We start from the raw sequence: 13,955 nt of genomic DNA, 5'->3' as shown, positions 1-13,955 counted from the left end.
TCTTGTTGTTGTCACGACATATGCCGCGAACAAAGGCGCAGCTAAGTGACAAGAAGGCCCAAGCTACTCAGCAGACTTAAAGAGCGCCTGCTGGATAAGATTATGTGGAAAGCCCCGATAAAGCAGAAAACGGAACTGCCGAGCTAACGACTCTCGATCCTTGACTGAGCCTTGGTGCCCGAACTTCTTGTGTCTGGCGGCCAGCATAACATCGTGCCAACAGTCGTGATAACCCTCTAGGGCAAGCCTTGCGGCAGAATCGGCAATATTCTTTTGGCGCAGTTCAGCGCTGATTTTCAGTGGCCCAAAACCGGCATTAATGCGCGAACGAATATAGGCGTCTAAAAAGCGCTGTTCACTGAGTAAACCATCGCTTTCTAACTGATCGAGCACGCGATCGAGTAACGCCGCATCCACCACACCCTTGCGGCGTAGCTTTTGCTCAAGCTCTGCCCGACCGTGTTCACGCCGGGCGAGTAAATCCATGGCAGCTCGACGGATATCCGCCGAGCTTTCTATAGCCTTGCGTTGGCGAATCAGGCGTCTGCCTCCATGGCAGGCTCATCGACATCGACCACTTTGCCCGGCTTGCCGAGCAACTGATCACGCACTTGCTTTTCAATAGCCGCAGAGATTTCCGGATTATCTTCTAGGTACTTACAAGCGTTCGCCTTGCCTTGGCCGATCTTGTTGCCTTGGTAGCTGTACCAAGCGCCGGACTTTTCGACCGCGCCAATTTGCACACCGAGATCGATGATTTCACCGCCAAGGTTGATGCCCTTGCCGTACATGATCTGGAATTCAGCCTGACGGAACGGCGGCGACACCTTGTTCTTCACTACTTTTACGCGTGTCTCGCTACCCGTTACCTCGTCGCCCTCTTTCACCGCGCCAGTGCGGCGAATATCCAAGCGTACAGACGAGTAAAACTTCAGTGCGTTACCGCCAGTGGTGGTTTCGGGGCTGCCAAACATCACGCCGATCTTCATCCGAATCTGGTTAATGAAAATCACCAAACAGTTGGCGTTTTTGATGTTACCGGTAATTTTACGCAGCGCTTGGCTCATCAAACGCGCCTGCAGACCGACGTGTTGATCACCCATTTCGCCTTCGATCTCAGCCTTGGGCACCAGCGCAGCCACTGAGTCGACAATGATCACGTCGACCGCATTAGAACGCACCAGCATGTCGGTAATTTCCAGCGCTTGCTCGCCGGTATCAGGCTGCGAGACCAACAGATCGTCAACATTAACGCCCAGCTTTTCAGCGTACTCAGGGTCTAGCGCGTGCTCGGCATCAACGAAGGCGCAGGTTGCACCCTGCTTCTGTGCTTGCGCGATAACAGACAAGGTCAGCGTGGTTTTACCCGACGATTCCGGGCCATAAATTTCCACGATACGGCCTTTCGGCAAACCGCCAATGCCCAGCGCGATATCCAAGCCCAGCGAGCCGGTAGAGACGGCAGGAATCGACTGACGCTCGTGATCGCCCATGCGCATCACCGCACCTTTACCGAACTGACGCTCGATTTGGCTCAAGGCTGCCGAGAGGGCCCGCTTCTTGTTATCGTCCATTAGTTTTCCTCAAAGTCGGTGGCTCGCCACAAAGGCAAAGTACTGTATATGTAGACAGCATTATTCCATAAGGCAAATCGCTCGCCTAGCCCCGATTGTTTTTTTCTGTGCGAATGCGCAGCAGCAGGCCTTGCAAAGCACAGACAACGCTTTGCTGCCGCACGGCGTGGCGGTCACCGGTAAATAGAAAACGCTGCGCTTCTATGCCACCTGGGCCTGCCCAAGCCAACCATACGGTGCCTACCGGCTTATGCTCACTACCACCGCCCGGCCCGGCTATGCCGCTAACCGCCACGCCCCATTGCGCATTTGCCAGCTGTAAAGCCCCTTGCGCCATGGCGCACACCACAGGCTCACTCACAGCGCCATGCGCCGCCAGCAAAGCCTCAGACACCCCTAACTGACGGGTTTTCTGTGCATTGGAATACACCACAAAGCCCGCCTCAAACCAGGCGGAGCTGCCGGCTATCCGCGTGATGGCCTCAGCAATACCGCCGCCGGTACACGACTCTGCCGTGGTCACCTGCCAAGCATGCGCCTGCAACAGCGTGCCAAGCTCAGCCGCTAACTGACTAATCTGCAGATCAAGATGCTCACTCATCCACGCTACTCATCTGTACCTCTTCGAGAAACGGCAGATTGCCGGACTGCAAATGTACCCCTAGCAACGTGGCCATACCTTGCCACTGCTGATCAAGCTCTGTGCTAATGGCCGAGAGGTTGTCCAGCATGTTTTGCGCCGCAAGGCGCACATCGGGATCTGTGCTTTTCAGCAAGGTAAATGACTGGCGGGCCATGGCCGCCGTGAGATGAGTCAACGTGCGCGAGCCTAAACGCAAGAAGTGAACCAAGGCTTCGTGTTGTACAGCGTCCATGCAGCACCTCATAAGAAACTGCCGCCATGGTACGTCAGCAGGCTTTGCCTTTCGACCATAGAAACTGCAGACATAAAAAAGCCGACCCTAAGGTCGGCCTTTTTTACCGCTCTGACCTTACGCCTGACGCAGCTTGGCCGGCTTGATCAGGAAACGTGCCAGCGCCGGCAGCAGCCAGATTGCGCCCACCATGTTCCACAAGAACATGAAGGTCAGCATCAAGCCCATATCGGCCTGGAACTTAATCGCCGAGAAGATCCACGTAGCCACCGCAATCGCCAAGCAGATACCGGTAAACAATACCGCTTTACCTGTGCTCTTGAGTGTCTCGTAGTAAGCCTCTTGCAGCGTCAAGCCCTTACGCAGGAAAGACTCCAGACGGCTGTAGATGTAGATACCGTAGTCCACACCGATACCCACGCCCAGCGCGATCACCGGCAGGGTCGCCACCTTCACCCCAATACCCAGATACGCCATCAAGGCGTTACCGAGGATGGAGGTCAACACCAAGGGCAGAATCACACACAAGGTTGCCGCGATGGAGCGGAAGGTCAGCAAGCACATGATGCTCACCGCCGCATACACGGCCATCAGCATGGTTTCTTCCGACTGATCGATCACCACGTTAGTGGCAGCCTCAATACCGGCGTTACCCGCTGCGAGCAGGAACTTGCGGTCTTCCGTATCGTACTCTGCGGTGAACTCATTGATCTCGTTAACCACACGGATCAGTGTGTCGGCTTTGTGATCGTTCAAGAACACCAGCACCGGCGCCAATGAGCAGTCGCCGTTGTACAGCTCGGTGCCACGACTAATGGCGTTGTTGAGGATGTCTTGGTTACGCGACAGGCTTTCCCATTTCAGGTTGCCTTCGTTCATACCCTTGATCACCTGCTTGGCCACAGTCACCAGCGAGATGGTCGACTGCACGCCTTCGGTGTTCTCCAGCTTCCACATCAGCTGGTCGATGGCGTACTGAGTGTCGTAGATCGAACAACCTTCAGGCTTGGTTTTGACCATCACCACCAGCACATCAGAACTGGTCGAGTAGTTCTTGATGATGAAGTCGTTATCCAAGTTGTAGCGCGAGTCTGGATGCAGCTCAGGCGCGCCCGGATCAAGGTCTCCAATCTTCAGGTTCTGGCCATACCAAAGGCCGCCGACCACAGCCAGCAAGGCCACAGTGACAGAAATCGGTGCAACCACCGGGTGAGCAAAGTTAGACACCTTGCGCCACATGGGGCTTTCGCTGCTGGCCTGCTTACGGCTGCGCTCTACCGACTTCTTGCTGATACCCAGATAAGAAATGGTCACTGGCAGCAGGATCAGGTTGGTCAGAATGATCACTGCCACACCCATAGAGGCGCCAATAGCCAATTCGCGGATCACGCCGATATCGATCAGCAGCAGGGTCACGAAACCTACCGCATCGGATAGCAGCGCAATCAAACCCGGCATAAACAGCTGACGGAAAGCACGACGGGCCGCCGACAGGGCGTCTTCCGCTTGACCGGCTTCCATGGCGATACCGTTAATCTTCTGCACGCCGTGGGAAATACCAATCGCGAACACCAAGAACGGCACCAGAATCGAATACGGATCCAGACCGAAGCCCATGGTGTGCAACAAGCCCAACTGCCAAATCACCGCAATCGTGGTGGTTAGCAATACCGCCAAGGTGCTGCGCATGCAGTGGGTAAAGAAGTACAGCAACACCAAGGTGATGCCGAAAGCCAAACCGAAGAACATCACCACTTGAATGATGCCGTCGATCAAGTCGCCGACCTTCTTGGCGAAACCAATCACGTGCACTTTGACGTTGGGGTTTTTCGCTTGGTACTTATCGCGAATTTTCTCTTCGATCTCGTGAGAGAACTTGCGGTAATCCAGCTTCAGCAGTTCACCTTGGTTCTCCGGGTTGGGGTATTCCTCAACCAACGGCACGTCGATGATGCTGGACTTGAAGTTGTTCGCCACCAAGCGGCCAATCTGACCAGACTTGAGGACGTTATTACGCAGCTCTTCCAGCGACTCAGCCGAGCCGTCGTAGGTTTGCGGAATGACTTCACCACCGGCAAAACCTTCTTCGGTCACTTCGGTCCAGCGTACGCTGGGACTCCACAGTGACTTCAAACCGGAACGGTCTACACCGCCGATGTAGAAGACTTCGTCGTTAATCTGACGCAGGGTTTCCATGTATTCCTTGGTGAAGATGTCGCCATCGACAGCCTCAACAGAAATACGGATGGAGTTACCCAAGTTAGCCAGATCGTTACGGTGCTCCAGCATGTTCTGAATGAACGGGTGCTGCAGCGGGATCATTTTTTCAAAACTGGTCGACGGCTTTACCTGCGCGGCTTGGTAAAACAGAAAGACCGAAATCAACGCGCACAGCAGAATCACTGCCGGGCGGTTGTTAAAGACCAGACGCTCGAGGAACGACGCGCCTTCGTTGTGATGCTTACTCATCCAAACTCTCCTGGCGTGTCGTTACTTATCTTTTGAGGCGCCTTTGGCGTCGGCCATATGCACACCGCCACTGCCTACCAGCACCAACTTGCCATCCGCCAGACCAGTAACGCCGCCCAATGAGAGGCGATCAGGGCGATTGAACACGCTAAAGCTGCGGCCGTTATCTTGGCTACGCAGCACAGTGCCGCCATGGCCGACGATCAGCAGATTGCCATTAGCCAAACGCGTGCCGTCGGACAAACCGTACTCAACCACACCGTCTTCGCCTTTGGCTTCGACTTGCGTCCAGGTCGCACCGAAATCCGCCGAGTGGAAGATGTGACCACGCAGGCCATACACCACCACTTCGTTATTGGCGCCACTTAACAGGCCAAACAACGAACCTTCATAGGGGCTTTCGACGATTTCCCACGTCGTGCCGTAATCGGGCGAGCGGAAGATATTACCCAGCTCACCCACCACCATCAGGCCCGCGCCTTTTACTTCGGCAATGGCATTGAGGTGGTAGCCGTCTTCGTTATCTAACGAGTCGCTGACGTCGTCCCAGGTTTTGCCGCCATCGGTGGTGCTCAGCAGCATGCCGTAAGCGCCCACGGCGTAGCCTACTTTGGCGTCACGAAACCAAACGTCGAGCAACGGCGCTTCGCGCTCTGGCTCTTCAAACTGCTTAGTCCAGGTTGCACCACCATCGTCGGTGGCCAAAATGACCGCATCGTGACCGACGGCCCAGCCATGCTGGCCGTCCACGAAATACAGCGAGGTCAGCAGCTGGCGGGTCGGCACAATGACCTGACTCCAGCTCTGCCCCTGATCGCGAGAGATCAGTACGTGCCCGCGTTCACCGACAGCCACTAAATTCTGGCCAGCCAGCGCCACATCAACCAGCAAGCTATCAACGGCTTTGGCTGAGGCAATGGCATCGTAGGTTTTGATTTTATCTGCAGCCAGTGCCGACATGCTCATCACACCCAGAGACAGGCTCAGGGCCAAAGGCTTGAGCAATGTGGTCAAAGATGGGCGATGACGAACATCGCAGGCTGTCGAGCGCCGAACGTTGGGCTCAAACATACAGCTCCCCCCTATTATTATCGGTAAACGGCAAAGCGTAAGAGTGACTATCCTAGCCAGCTTGGTCACTGCGAACAATGCAATGGCCGTAATCTTTTGTTACCTATTTCTGACTGAACAGTTCTCAGATAGCAGAAAGCACAAAGCCGCTGTCCTTAGACAGCGGCTTTGTGCGCAACGCTATTAGCGAGTACCGCGACGACGCAGAGCAGACGGCTTGAAGTAAGAGTCTTCCGGCACAGCCTGGCTGAAGTCGATGGTCGAGGACTCTTCGTTATCCAAGTTTTGTACGTGGTAACGGCGAGCCTGCAGGTCATGGAAGACATCCAGAGCCGACCAGGTGGTGGGCAACTCATAGAAGTTCTTCAGGTAGGCCATGGACACACGCCACAGCTCACCACGACCGTCGTACTGGTCAACCACAGCGGCACCCCAGCTGTCCTCGTCGAGGAACAGGGTACGCTTGGAGTAGATGTGGCGAGCGCCCTTCTTCAGAGTACCTTCCACTTCCCATACGCGGTGCAACTCGTAGCGAGTGTGCTGCGGGTTCAGGTGACCCACTTGCAGCAGATCGTCGTACTTCACGCTGGGGCTGGTTACGCGGTAGTTGTTGTAAGGAATGTAAACTTCCTTCTTACCCACCAGTTTCCAGTCGTAGCGATCCGGCGCACCGTTGTACATATCGGTGTCATCGGCAGTACGCAGGCCGTCAGCTGCGGCGATTGGGGTGTCATACGCCAAGTTCGGTGCACGACGCACACGACGCTGACCGGAGTTATAGCCCCACGCTTGGCGCGGCTCTTTAACTTGGTCGAGCATTTCGTGAACCAGCACCGCACCACCGGCCAGACGAGCTGGAGTCTTGGTGAAAGACAGGTAGTAGAACAACAGGTTGTTCAGATCGGCATAGCTGCCGTTCTGGTTGTAGTAACGGAACAGCGCTTCTTGCTGCGAGGTCACCAAACTGTACGAACCATTACGCTGCACAGCCACTTCCGAGGCGCGACGCACAATGTAAGTACCGCGGTAACGAGCAATGTGGTTCCACAGCGCTTCTACGCCGTTTTGCGGGATCGGGAACGGGATGCCGCCGTAAGCGTCGGAGAAACCGTTACCACCGTCCAACAGCTTAGCGCTGGTGGCGTTTTTCACGGTATTGTCATAGATCCACTGCGGCGCGGAACCCGAACGACGGGATTCGTACACCGGCATCTGGAACGACTGCGGGTAGGCATTGAACAGGGCAACCTGACCTGCGGTCAGGTTAGCCTTGTACTGATCCAGATTGGCTTTGGTGATGGTGAACAGCGGTTTATCAGCAGCGAACGGATCTAGGTGATGCTGGCCCGAACCTTTGTAGCCAGCCGGCGCCTGAGTCAGGCCACCAGTCCAAGCCGGGATGGTGCCCGCCGCGTTACCGGCTTTTTCAGCGCCGAACGGGGTCAGACTGTCGCCCAGCTTGGCGGCTTCCTGCGCCGACACTGCAGCCAGAGCACCCGAGGACGCCAGGGTCAGCGCGATAGCAGCGCTGATCAGAGAGCGTTTCTTCAACATGTAGTTCGTCTCCGTGAGGATGCATACACCGAGCGCCACCCGGCGCCCGGCTTTTTATGATTATTAGAAGGAGTACTTAACGTTCAGACCGATGTTGTCGCGATCGCGGGCAGAGTTGTTCTGACCGGCACCGAAGAATTCGGTGTACTGAATTTCAGCTTCCAACGCGTTCAAGTAGCTAGCACGCAGACCAACGGTGTAAGCCTCACGACCTTCAATGAAGTTACCAGTCTGATGCGAGTTGCCTTCGAAGTCGTTCTTATACACAGCGAACGGTGACAGGTTTACGCCAGCGTAGACGTCGTTCCAAGTACCGTTAACCAACAAGGTGTAGCCGTAGGCGTTTTTGTTGATTTGATCGTCGCGGTTATAGCCAGAACGGTACGCACCATTCGGGCGACCTGCGTAGTAGCGATTTGTAGTAACACCTGAAGACACATACGCATCGTACTGCAAGCTATCGCCACGCAAATGCTCAGAAGCCAACTCGGCCACCCCAAAGAAAGAGTCGAAACCCATTACCGGGCCAAAGTTATGAATAGCCCCAATGGAACTATTGAAAGCCTCAACTCGAGTATAGTTACTAACAGCACCATCTCTCCGGTATGTATCACCAGCCAGCAGCGCAGTGCCATTACCAGCGATATTGGATACATCAACAAAGCCAGCCGCCTGAGCCGTTAAGTCACCCAACAAATCATTGGTAGCTGATATACCCACAGGCAGGTTAGGACGATAGCTCAGCTCACCAAATACAGAAGTATCTCCAACAGTAGTATTGAAGCTCATGCCATACATGCGGACATCTTCAGCGTATTCACGCTTAGCCTGGACATTACCCAACGCATCAATCGTTGCCACCCCGCCAGCAACCTCTACGCAGTCAGGAATACCGTTACCATTAGCATCCACTGCAAAGCAGCCAGCGCCACCACCCAAAGTGCTAGCCAGCGTTTGAATATTAACCCCATCATAACCATTCAAATCCGCATAAATAGCCGGCTCTTTTGAGTGATAATTAACAAAGTAAAAACCAAACTCTGTAGAGTTCAACTCTTCTGCAATATACCGAAAAGCAACACCAAACTGACCATCATCCTTGGCATTCAAGTCAGAGGTGATATCAGCAACTTTCAAAGTGGTATTGTCTGAGTAAACAAAGTTCTTACCACTTGAACAAAGCCCACCAACTTGACCGGCACACGCACCACCCGCGCCTGCATTATAGAACTGCACAAGCGATGCACCACCCAGTCCCGCCTGTGAAGCAGTCAGAGATGTACCCGCATAATTGTTGTAAGCAGTATTACCACCATCCGCAAACAAGTCAGTTTCAGAGAAGAAAGTACCCACTGGGTCAACGGCAGTTTCTTTCCAGTTCCACTGATAGAAGGCTTCCATCGACAGGTTGTCGGTAAGACCCAAGTTAAACTGGAAAGCTTCCAGCGGGATCAACACTTCTTTAACTTCCGAACCTGGCAGGCGGAACTTAGCGGCGTCCACCGGGTTAGTGGTGTTTACGCCACCACGGTAGAACAGGCCTTCACCCCAGTTGAATACCTGCTTACCCAAACGGGCCGACAGCGGCATATCGAAGACATCCCAGTAGCCATAGACATAGGCATCAAGGATTTCTGCGTTATGACCGGCTTTATCACGCGTCTCGCTGGTGAAGCGATTGTCACGCGGATAGCTCTGGCTTGGCTGATTAGTAGCACCAGGGGCATTGTAGTAGTCGTTACGGCTATCCATGATTTCGGTGTCGTAGAAAGCCGTGCCACGCACGAATGCACCGTAGTCGCCGTAACGCACTTCTGCGTCAGAAGTAATTTTGAACACCTGTGACACCAAGCCGGTACCGAAGTTACGGTTACCGTCATTGCTGTTCACGTCGTTATTGCTACGGTCTTGACCCTGTACGCGCCACAGGGCGCCGTAGGACACAGTGGTATCGATAGAACCGGTGATTTCGTCGTCAGCAAAGCTGAATTCAACGGCTTGGGCCTGAGCGGCGACCATCAGCGGCAGAAGGCCTGCCAGCGCGTAGCCGGCCTTAGCCGGGGCGAAGCGCAGTGGTGAGCGAGCGATGATTTCCATTGCGTCATTAACTCCGTGGATTGATCTGAATAATCAGGCACAGGGCCCAAGAAGAATTTTGTGACTGTCTCGCAGTCTGTTGTTATGCGTCCGCACGCTCTACGGCGCACTTTCAGCAGGACGGCACGAAAGAAAGCAAATTCAGTGCCAGCATTTACATCCCGTTACATTTCAGCCTGCAAGCACTCCAATATCCAACCACGTCAAAACGTGACCGAATATTCAGCTTCGTTTTCGCGCCGCAAATGAAACATTTGTTTAAAAACGCCCCGCCTCACGAACAGCAACCCTTGACACCTCAACACGGGGCAGAACGCTGAGAAAGCAAACTTTTCGGTACAAAAAAGCCTCGAGCGCATAAACGCTCGAGGCTTTATTACAAAAGGTAACAAACAGTGTTACTCGCCAGCGCAAGGTAACGCCACCCCGCTCACTCTATCGACGGTAACGCCGCTAGAGGAAGGAGGTCACTCCTCCCTTATGGCGATCTTTTACTGGCGGAAACTTGCTCAGCGAAGCGGGGATTAATCCGCCAAGCTTTTACTCACCACCTCAAACACGTCTTTAGAAAGCCCACCACTGGCGCGGATGCGCTCAAGTTCGGCGCGCATTTGCGCTTGTCGAGCAGGTGCATACTTGCGCCAACGGGTTAAGGGCGTGAGCAGGCGCGAGGCAATTTGCGGGTTGAGCGCATTCAGAGCGATCACTTGATCGGCCAAGAAGCGATAGCCTTCACCATCGGCGGCGTGGAAGTGGATCGGGTTTTGCGCGCAGAAACCGCCAATCAATGCGCGGATTTTGTTGGGGTTTTTAAAGCTAAACGCCGGGTGCTGCATCAGCGCTTTCACTTGATTTAGCGTGCCAGGGCAGACCGAACCAGCCTGCACGCTAAACCACTGATCCATCACCAGCGCATCGTCTTTAAAGTGCTCGGCAAACTGCGCTAAGGCTTGGGCTTTTTCTGCAGCAAACGATGAGTTCACCAGACACGCCAACGCGTTCAAGCGCTCGGTCATGTTGTGCGCCTGCTCGAACTGCTCGACACAGGCGGCCTTGACCTCGGTTTTTTCGGTGAGCATCAGGTAAGCCAGCAGCTTGCCCTGTAGGCTGCGGCGGGCAATTTGTTCGGCATCGGCCGCATAAGCCTGCTCGCGGGACTGCGCGCGTAACGCCTGATAGCGCTGCCACATCGGCGCATACAGGGCTTGCGCCAGCGCCTTGCGGAGAAACTCGCGCGCTTGATGGATGGCCTCGACATCCGCCACTTCGGCCAGCTCGGCCAACAGTGCTTCGCTGGGCAGGCTGAGCATTTCCGCCAGCATGGCTTGATCTAGGCTGCTGTCGGCCAGCAAGCCGGCGAACACCTCAGCCAGTTGCGGGTCGCTCTTTAAGGTTTTGCCGGCCTGCACAGCGGCGATCAAGCCGTTGAGGATCGCCAACTGCAGCTGCTGGGCAGCCTCCCAACGGTTAAAACCATCGCTGTCGTGTTGCATCAGCGCCAGCAGTTGTTCACGGCTGTACTCGACGCTCATCTTCACGGGCGCCGAGAAGCTGCGTAGCAGCGAGGGCAATGGTTCGGCCTCGATACCGACAAACGTGAAGCTTTGCTCGGCTTCGCTGACCGCCAAGACGCGCTCGCAACCTTGCGCGCTATCTTCGCCTTTTAATTGCAGCGGCAAGTGCTCACCGTCTGCGCTGAGCAGCGCCATTTGCACCGGAATCACAAACGGCAGCTTCTCACTCTGCCCCGGCGTGGCTGGGCAGCTTTGTTGGAAGGTCAGGGTGTATTCGGCACTGGCCTTGTCGTAATAGCTGCTGACCGCCAAACGCGGCGTACCGGCTTGACTGTACCAACGCTTGAACTGAGAGAGGTCGGCGCCGTTGGCATCTTCCATGGCTTTGATGAAGTCATCGCAAGTCACCGCTTGGCCGTCGTGGCGTTCGAAGTACAAGTCCGAACCCTTACGGAAGCCATCCGCGCCGAGCAAGGTGCGCAGCATGCGCACCACTTCTGAGCCCTTCTCGTACACAGTCAGGGTGTAGAAGTTAGAGATCTCGATGTAGGAATCCGGGCGAATCGGGTGGGCCATGGGGCCGGCGTCTTCGGCGAATTGGTTGGTGCGCAGAAACACCACATCCTCGATGCGCTTGACGGTGCGTGAGTTCATGTCAGCGCTGAATTCGGCATCGCGGAATACGGTAAAGCCTTCTTTAAGCGATAACTGGAACCAGTCGCGGCAGGTCACGCGGTTGCCCGACCAGTTGTGGAAATACTCGTGCGCCACCACGGCCTCGACGCGTTGGTGCGCGGCATCGGTGGCAGTTTCCGGGCTGGCCAGCACGCAACTGGAGTTAAAGATGTTGAGGCCTTTGTTCTCCATCGCGCCCATGTTGAAGTCGCTAACGGCGACGATCATGAAGATATCGAGGTCGTATTCGCGGCCGTAGACCTCTTCGTCCCACTTCATCGACTTCTTCAGGCTGTCCATGGCGTGCTGCACTTTGCCGAGGTTTTCTGGCTCGACATAAATACGCAGCGCCACCTCACGCTGACTCATGGTGGTGAAACTGTCTTCCACGCACCACAAATCGCCAGCCACTAAGGCAAACAGATAGGCCGGCTTTTTAAACGGGTCTTCCCAGGTCGCCCAGTGGCGAGCGCCCTCCTCGCCTTGCGCAACCGGGTTACCGTTAGACAGCAGCACGGGGAAGCGCTGCTTATCGGCGCGCACTGTGGTGGTAAAGGCGCTCATCACATCGGGGCGATCGAGGTAGTAAGTGATTTTGCGGAAGCCCTCGGCCTCGCACTGGGTGCAGAACATCTTGCCGGAGCGGTACAGGCCTTCCAGCGCGGTGTTGCTTTCCGGGTGAATACGCACTTGGGTGCGCAGCACAAAGCGCTTGGTTTGCGGCTGCAGCGTCAGATGATTATCACTGACCTGATAGGCGCTACTCGGTAACTCTTGGCCGTCGATACTAACGCTGAGCAGCTCTAACTCTTGGCCATCGAGCACCAGCGGCGGCAAGTCGCTGCCTTTATCGCTGTTACGCAGCACAGTGAGTTCGGCAGTGACGGTGCTGTGATCATCGTAAAGATCGAAATCCAGCACTGTGCGCTCGATGAAATAGTCGGGCGCTTGGTAATCCTTTAACTGAACTGCGACAGGGGTTTCGCTACGCATGGGTGCCTCGGTGCTGTTTTCTAGACGCGAACTATCAAGCGCTAAACGCCACTTGATAGGCGGTAAATTTACGCAAGTTAATCACCCCGCTATCGAGGATCAGGTACTGGCCTTTAAGGCCCAGTAAGCGACCGCTAACCTGCGGGGTTTTCTCTAAATCGAGGCTCACCACTTTGCTCGGGTAAGCCTCGACGGGGTAGTTGATCTCAAGCGGCGCGCTATCGACCGGCTGAATCGCCTGTAAACCAAAGCGCTGCTGCAACTCTCTGATCGCATCTTGGCACAAGCCCAGCAGGCGCTCGCGCTCGGCGGGCAAATCCAATAACGGCGTGTCGCCTTTGAGCAAGGCGCGCCAGTTGGTGCGATCGGTGACGTGCGCGCGAATCGCATCTTCCAACAGGCCCGACTGTTGCCGCGTGGCCACGCGCAGCATAGGCACGGCTTGGCGCGCGCCTTGGTCGAGCCAACGGGTAGGCATTTGCGAAGCGCGGGTGATGCCGACTTTAAAACCGGTGGAGTTAGCCAGATACACCACGTGTTCGGTCATGCAGAACTGCTCACCCCAACTGGGTTCGCGGCAGGTACCAGCATGGTAGTGACATTTCTCTGGGCTCATGATGCAACTATCGCACTGCGCGAGTTTTTTAAAGCAGGGGTAGCAATAGCCTTGGCTGAAGCTTTTTTTGGTTAAGCGCCCACAGTGGCAGCAATGGATTTGGCCGAGAAACTCCAACGTGATCGACTGCCCCAAGAAGGGGTTCAGCGCCAGCGCCTGTTCGCCCAAGCGCAGTTGGTAGTGCGCGTTACCTTGCTCATCCAAGCTGATCGCCAGCTTGCTGAGTGCACCTTGTAGCTCGGCCATCAGTGCAGGGTGTCCGAGCTTTTAAACAGAATATTGGGGATTTCTTCGTTCCTGCTCTTGCAGCCTTGCGGGCCCATGTAGCCGGTGCGCTGGTCTTCGGGCAGGTTGTCTTGTTCCCAGGCGATCATGGCTTGCAGGCACAACTCTTTTTGCTCTTGGGTGAGCTTACGGCCATCAGGCCATTTGCCGATTTCGACGGCGGTTTTTAGGTTTTCGTAGATTTCTGGGGTGACGCTTTGCAGCAATTCAGCAAACGATGACATGCGATTAA

General features: G+C 55.2%; 11 protein-coding genes. All 11 read right to left on the bottom strand.

Going from position 1 to position 13,955, the window contains the following annotated elements:
- Positions 1 to 63: 63 nt before the first annotated feature.
- The 11 genes from BMX80_RS02990 to BMX80_RS02940 all read right to left on the bottom strand — a co-directional run bounded on the left by BMX80_RS02990 (position 64) and on the right by BMX80_RS02940 (position 13,947).
- The gene (locus BMX80_RS02990) at positions 64 to 486 is read right to left on the bottom strand and encodes a regulatory protein RecX (protein WP_074864905.1); all 423 of its coding nucleotides are present in this window, start codon (positions 484 to 486) and stop codon (positions 64 to 66) included.
- Between the two features lie 50 nt (positions 487 to 536).
- A complete protein-coding gene (recA, locus tag BMX80_RS02985) occupies positions 537 to 1,574 on the bottom strand; it encodes a recombinase RecA (protein WP_071871168.1) in 1,038 nt (345 codons plus the stop codon).
- Positions 1,575 to 1,659: 85 nt separating this feature from the next.
- A complete protein-coding gene (locus tag BMX80_RS02980) occupies positions 1,660 to 2,175 on the bottom strand; it encodes a CinA family protein (RefSeq protein ID WP_083394219.1) in 516 nt (171 codons plus the stop codon).
- Positions 2,168 to 2,449, bottom strand: coding sequence for a hypothetical protein (locus tag BMX80_RS02975; protein ID WP_074864902.1), 282 nt, complete (start codon positions 2,447 to 2,449; stop codon positions 2,168 to 2,170). The genes BMX80_RS02980 and BMX80_RS02975 overlap by 8 nt, the downstream gene beginning before the upstream one ends.
- A 117-nt stretch (positions 2,450 to 2,566) precedes the next feature.
- Complete coding sequence (locus BMX80_RS02970) at positions 2,567 to 4,918, bottom strand: efflux RND transporter permease subunit (protein WP_071871165.1); 2,352 nt, start codon at positions 4,916 to 4,918, stop codon at positions 2,567 to 2,569.
- 21 nt (positions 4,919 to 4,939) lie between these two features.
- Positions 4,940 to 5,989 carry a WD40/YVTN/BNR-like repeat-containing protein gene (locus BMX80_RS02965; RefSeq protein ID WP_074864900.1) on the bottom strand — a complete coding sequence of 350 codons (1,050 nt, stop codon included), beginning with the start codon at positions 5,987 to 5,989 and terminating at the stop codon, positions 4,940 to 4,942.
- A 183-nt stretch (positions 5,990 to 6,172) separates the two neighbouring features.
- Positions 6,173 to 7,543, bottom strand: a complete 1,371-nt coding sequence (locus BMX80_RS02960; protein ID WP_074864897.1) for a DUF1329 domain-containing protein — start codon at positions 7,541 to 7,543, stop codon at positions 6,173 to 6,175.
- 63 nt (positions 7,544 to 7,606) lie between these two features.
- Positions 7,607 to 9,640, bottom strand: a complete 2,034-nt coding sequence (locus BMX80_RS02955; protein WP_074864896.1) for a DUF1302 domain-containing protein — start codon at positions 9,638 to 9,640, stop codon at positions 7,607 to 7,609.
- A 524-nt stretch (positions 9,641 to 10,164) separates the two neighbouring features.
- Entirely contained in the window at positions 10,165 to 12,822 is a 2,658-nt protein-coding gene (pepN, locus tag BMX80_RS02950; RefSeq protein ID WP_074864893.1) for an aminopeptidase N, read from the bottom strand.
- A gap of 34 nt (positions 12,823 to 12,856) precedes the next feature.
- A complete protein-coding gene (locus tag BMX80_RS02945) occupies positions 12,857 to 13,684 on the bottom strand; it encodes a DUF2797 domain-containing protein (RefSeq protein WP_074864891.1) in 828 nt (275 codons plus the stop codon).
- Positions 13,684 to 13,947, bottom strand: coding sequence for a YeaC family protein (locus BMX80_RS02940; RefSeq protein ID WP_074864888.1), 264 nt, complete (start codon positions 13,945 to 13,947; stop codon positions 13,684 to 13,686). The genes BMX80_RS02945 and BMX80_RS02940 overlap by 1 nt, the downstream gene beginning before the upstream one ends.
- Positions 13,948 to 13,955: the final 8 nt, after the last annotated feature.

Origin of the sequence: Atopomonas hussainii (genome assembly GCF_900109735.1) — a bacterium.
Taxonomy (GTDB): Bacteria; Pseudomonadota; Gammaproteobacteria; order Pseudomonadales; family Pseudomonadaceae; genus Atopomonas; species Atopomonas hussainii.
The sequence above is the reverse complement of the archived record's forward strand: the minus strand, read 5'-3'. Positions and strand labels throughout refer to the sequence as shown.

Bases quoted from the DNA above. Each gene is read 5' to 3' on its own strand.
- BMX80_RS02990 (WP_074864905.1), bottom strand. From the start codon at position 486: ATGGATTTACTCGCCCGGCGTGAACACGGTCGGGCAGAGCTTGAGCAA.
- recA (WP_071871168.1), bottom strand. From the start codon at position 1,574: ATGGACGATAACAAGAAGCGGGCCCTCTCGGCAGCCTTGAGCCAAATC.
- BMX80_RS02980 (WP_083394219.1), bottom strand. From the start codon at position 2,175: ATGAGTGAGCATCTTGATCTGCAGATTAGTCAGTTAGCGGCTGAGCTT.
- BMX80_RS02975 (WP_074864902.1), bottom strand. From the start codon at position 2,449: ATGGACGCTGTACAACACGAAGCCTTGGTTCACTTCTTGCGTTTAGGC.
- BMX80_RS02970 (WP_071871165.1), bottom strand. From the start codon at position 4,918: ATGAGTAAGCATCACAACGAAGGCGCGTCGTTCCTCGAGCGTCTGGTC.
- BMX80_RS02965 (WP_074864900.1), bottom strand. From the start codon at position 5,989: ATGTTTGAGCCCAACGTTCGGCGCTCGACAGCCTGCGATGTTCGTCAT.
- BMX80_RS02960 (WP_074864897.1), bottom strand. From the start codon at position 7,543: ATGTTGAAGAAACGCTCTCTGATCAGCGCTGCTATCGCGCTGACCCTG.
- BMX80_RS02955 (WP_074864896.1), bottom strand. From the start codon at position 9,640: ATGGAAATCATCGCTCGCTCACCACTGCGCTTCGCCCCGGCTAAGGCC.
- pepN (WP_074864893.1), bottom strand. From the start codon at position 12,822: ATGCGTAGCGAAACCCCTGTCGCAGTTCAGTTAAAGGATTACCAAGCG.
- BMX80_RS02945 (WP_074864891.1), bottom strand. From the start codon at position 13,684: ATGGCCGAGCTACAAGGTGCACTCAGCAAGCTGGCGATCAGCTTGGAT.
- BMX80_RS02940 (WP_074864888.1), bottom strand. From the start codon at position 13,947: ATGTCATCGTTTGCTGAATTGCTGCAAAGCGTCACCCCAGAAATCTAC.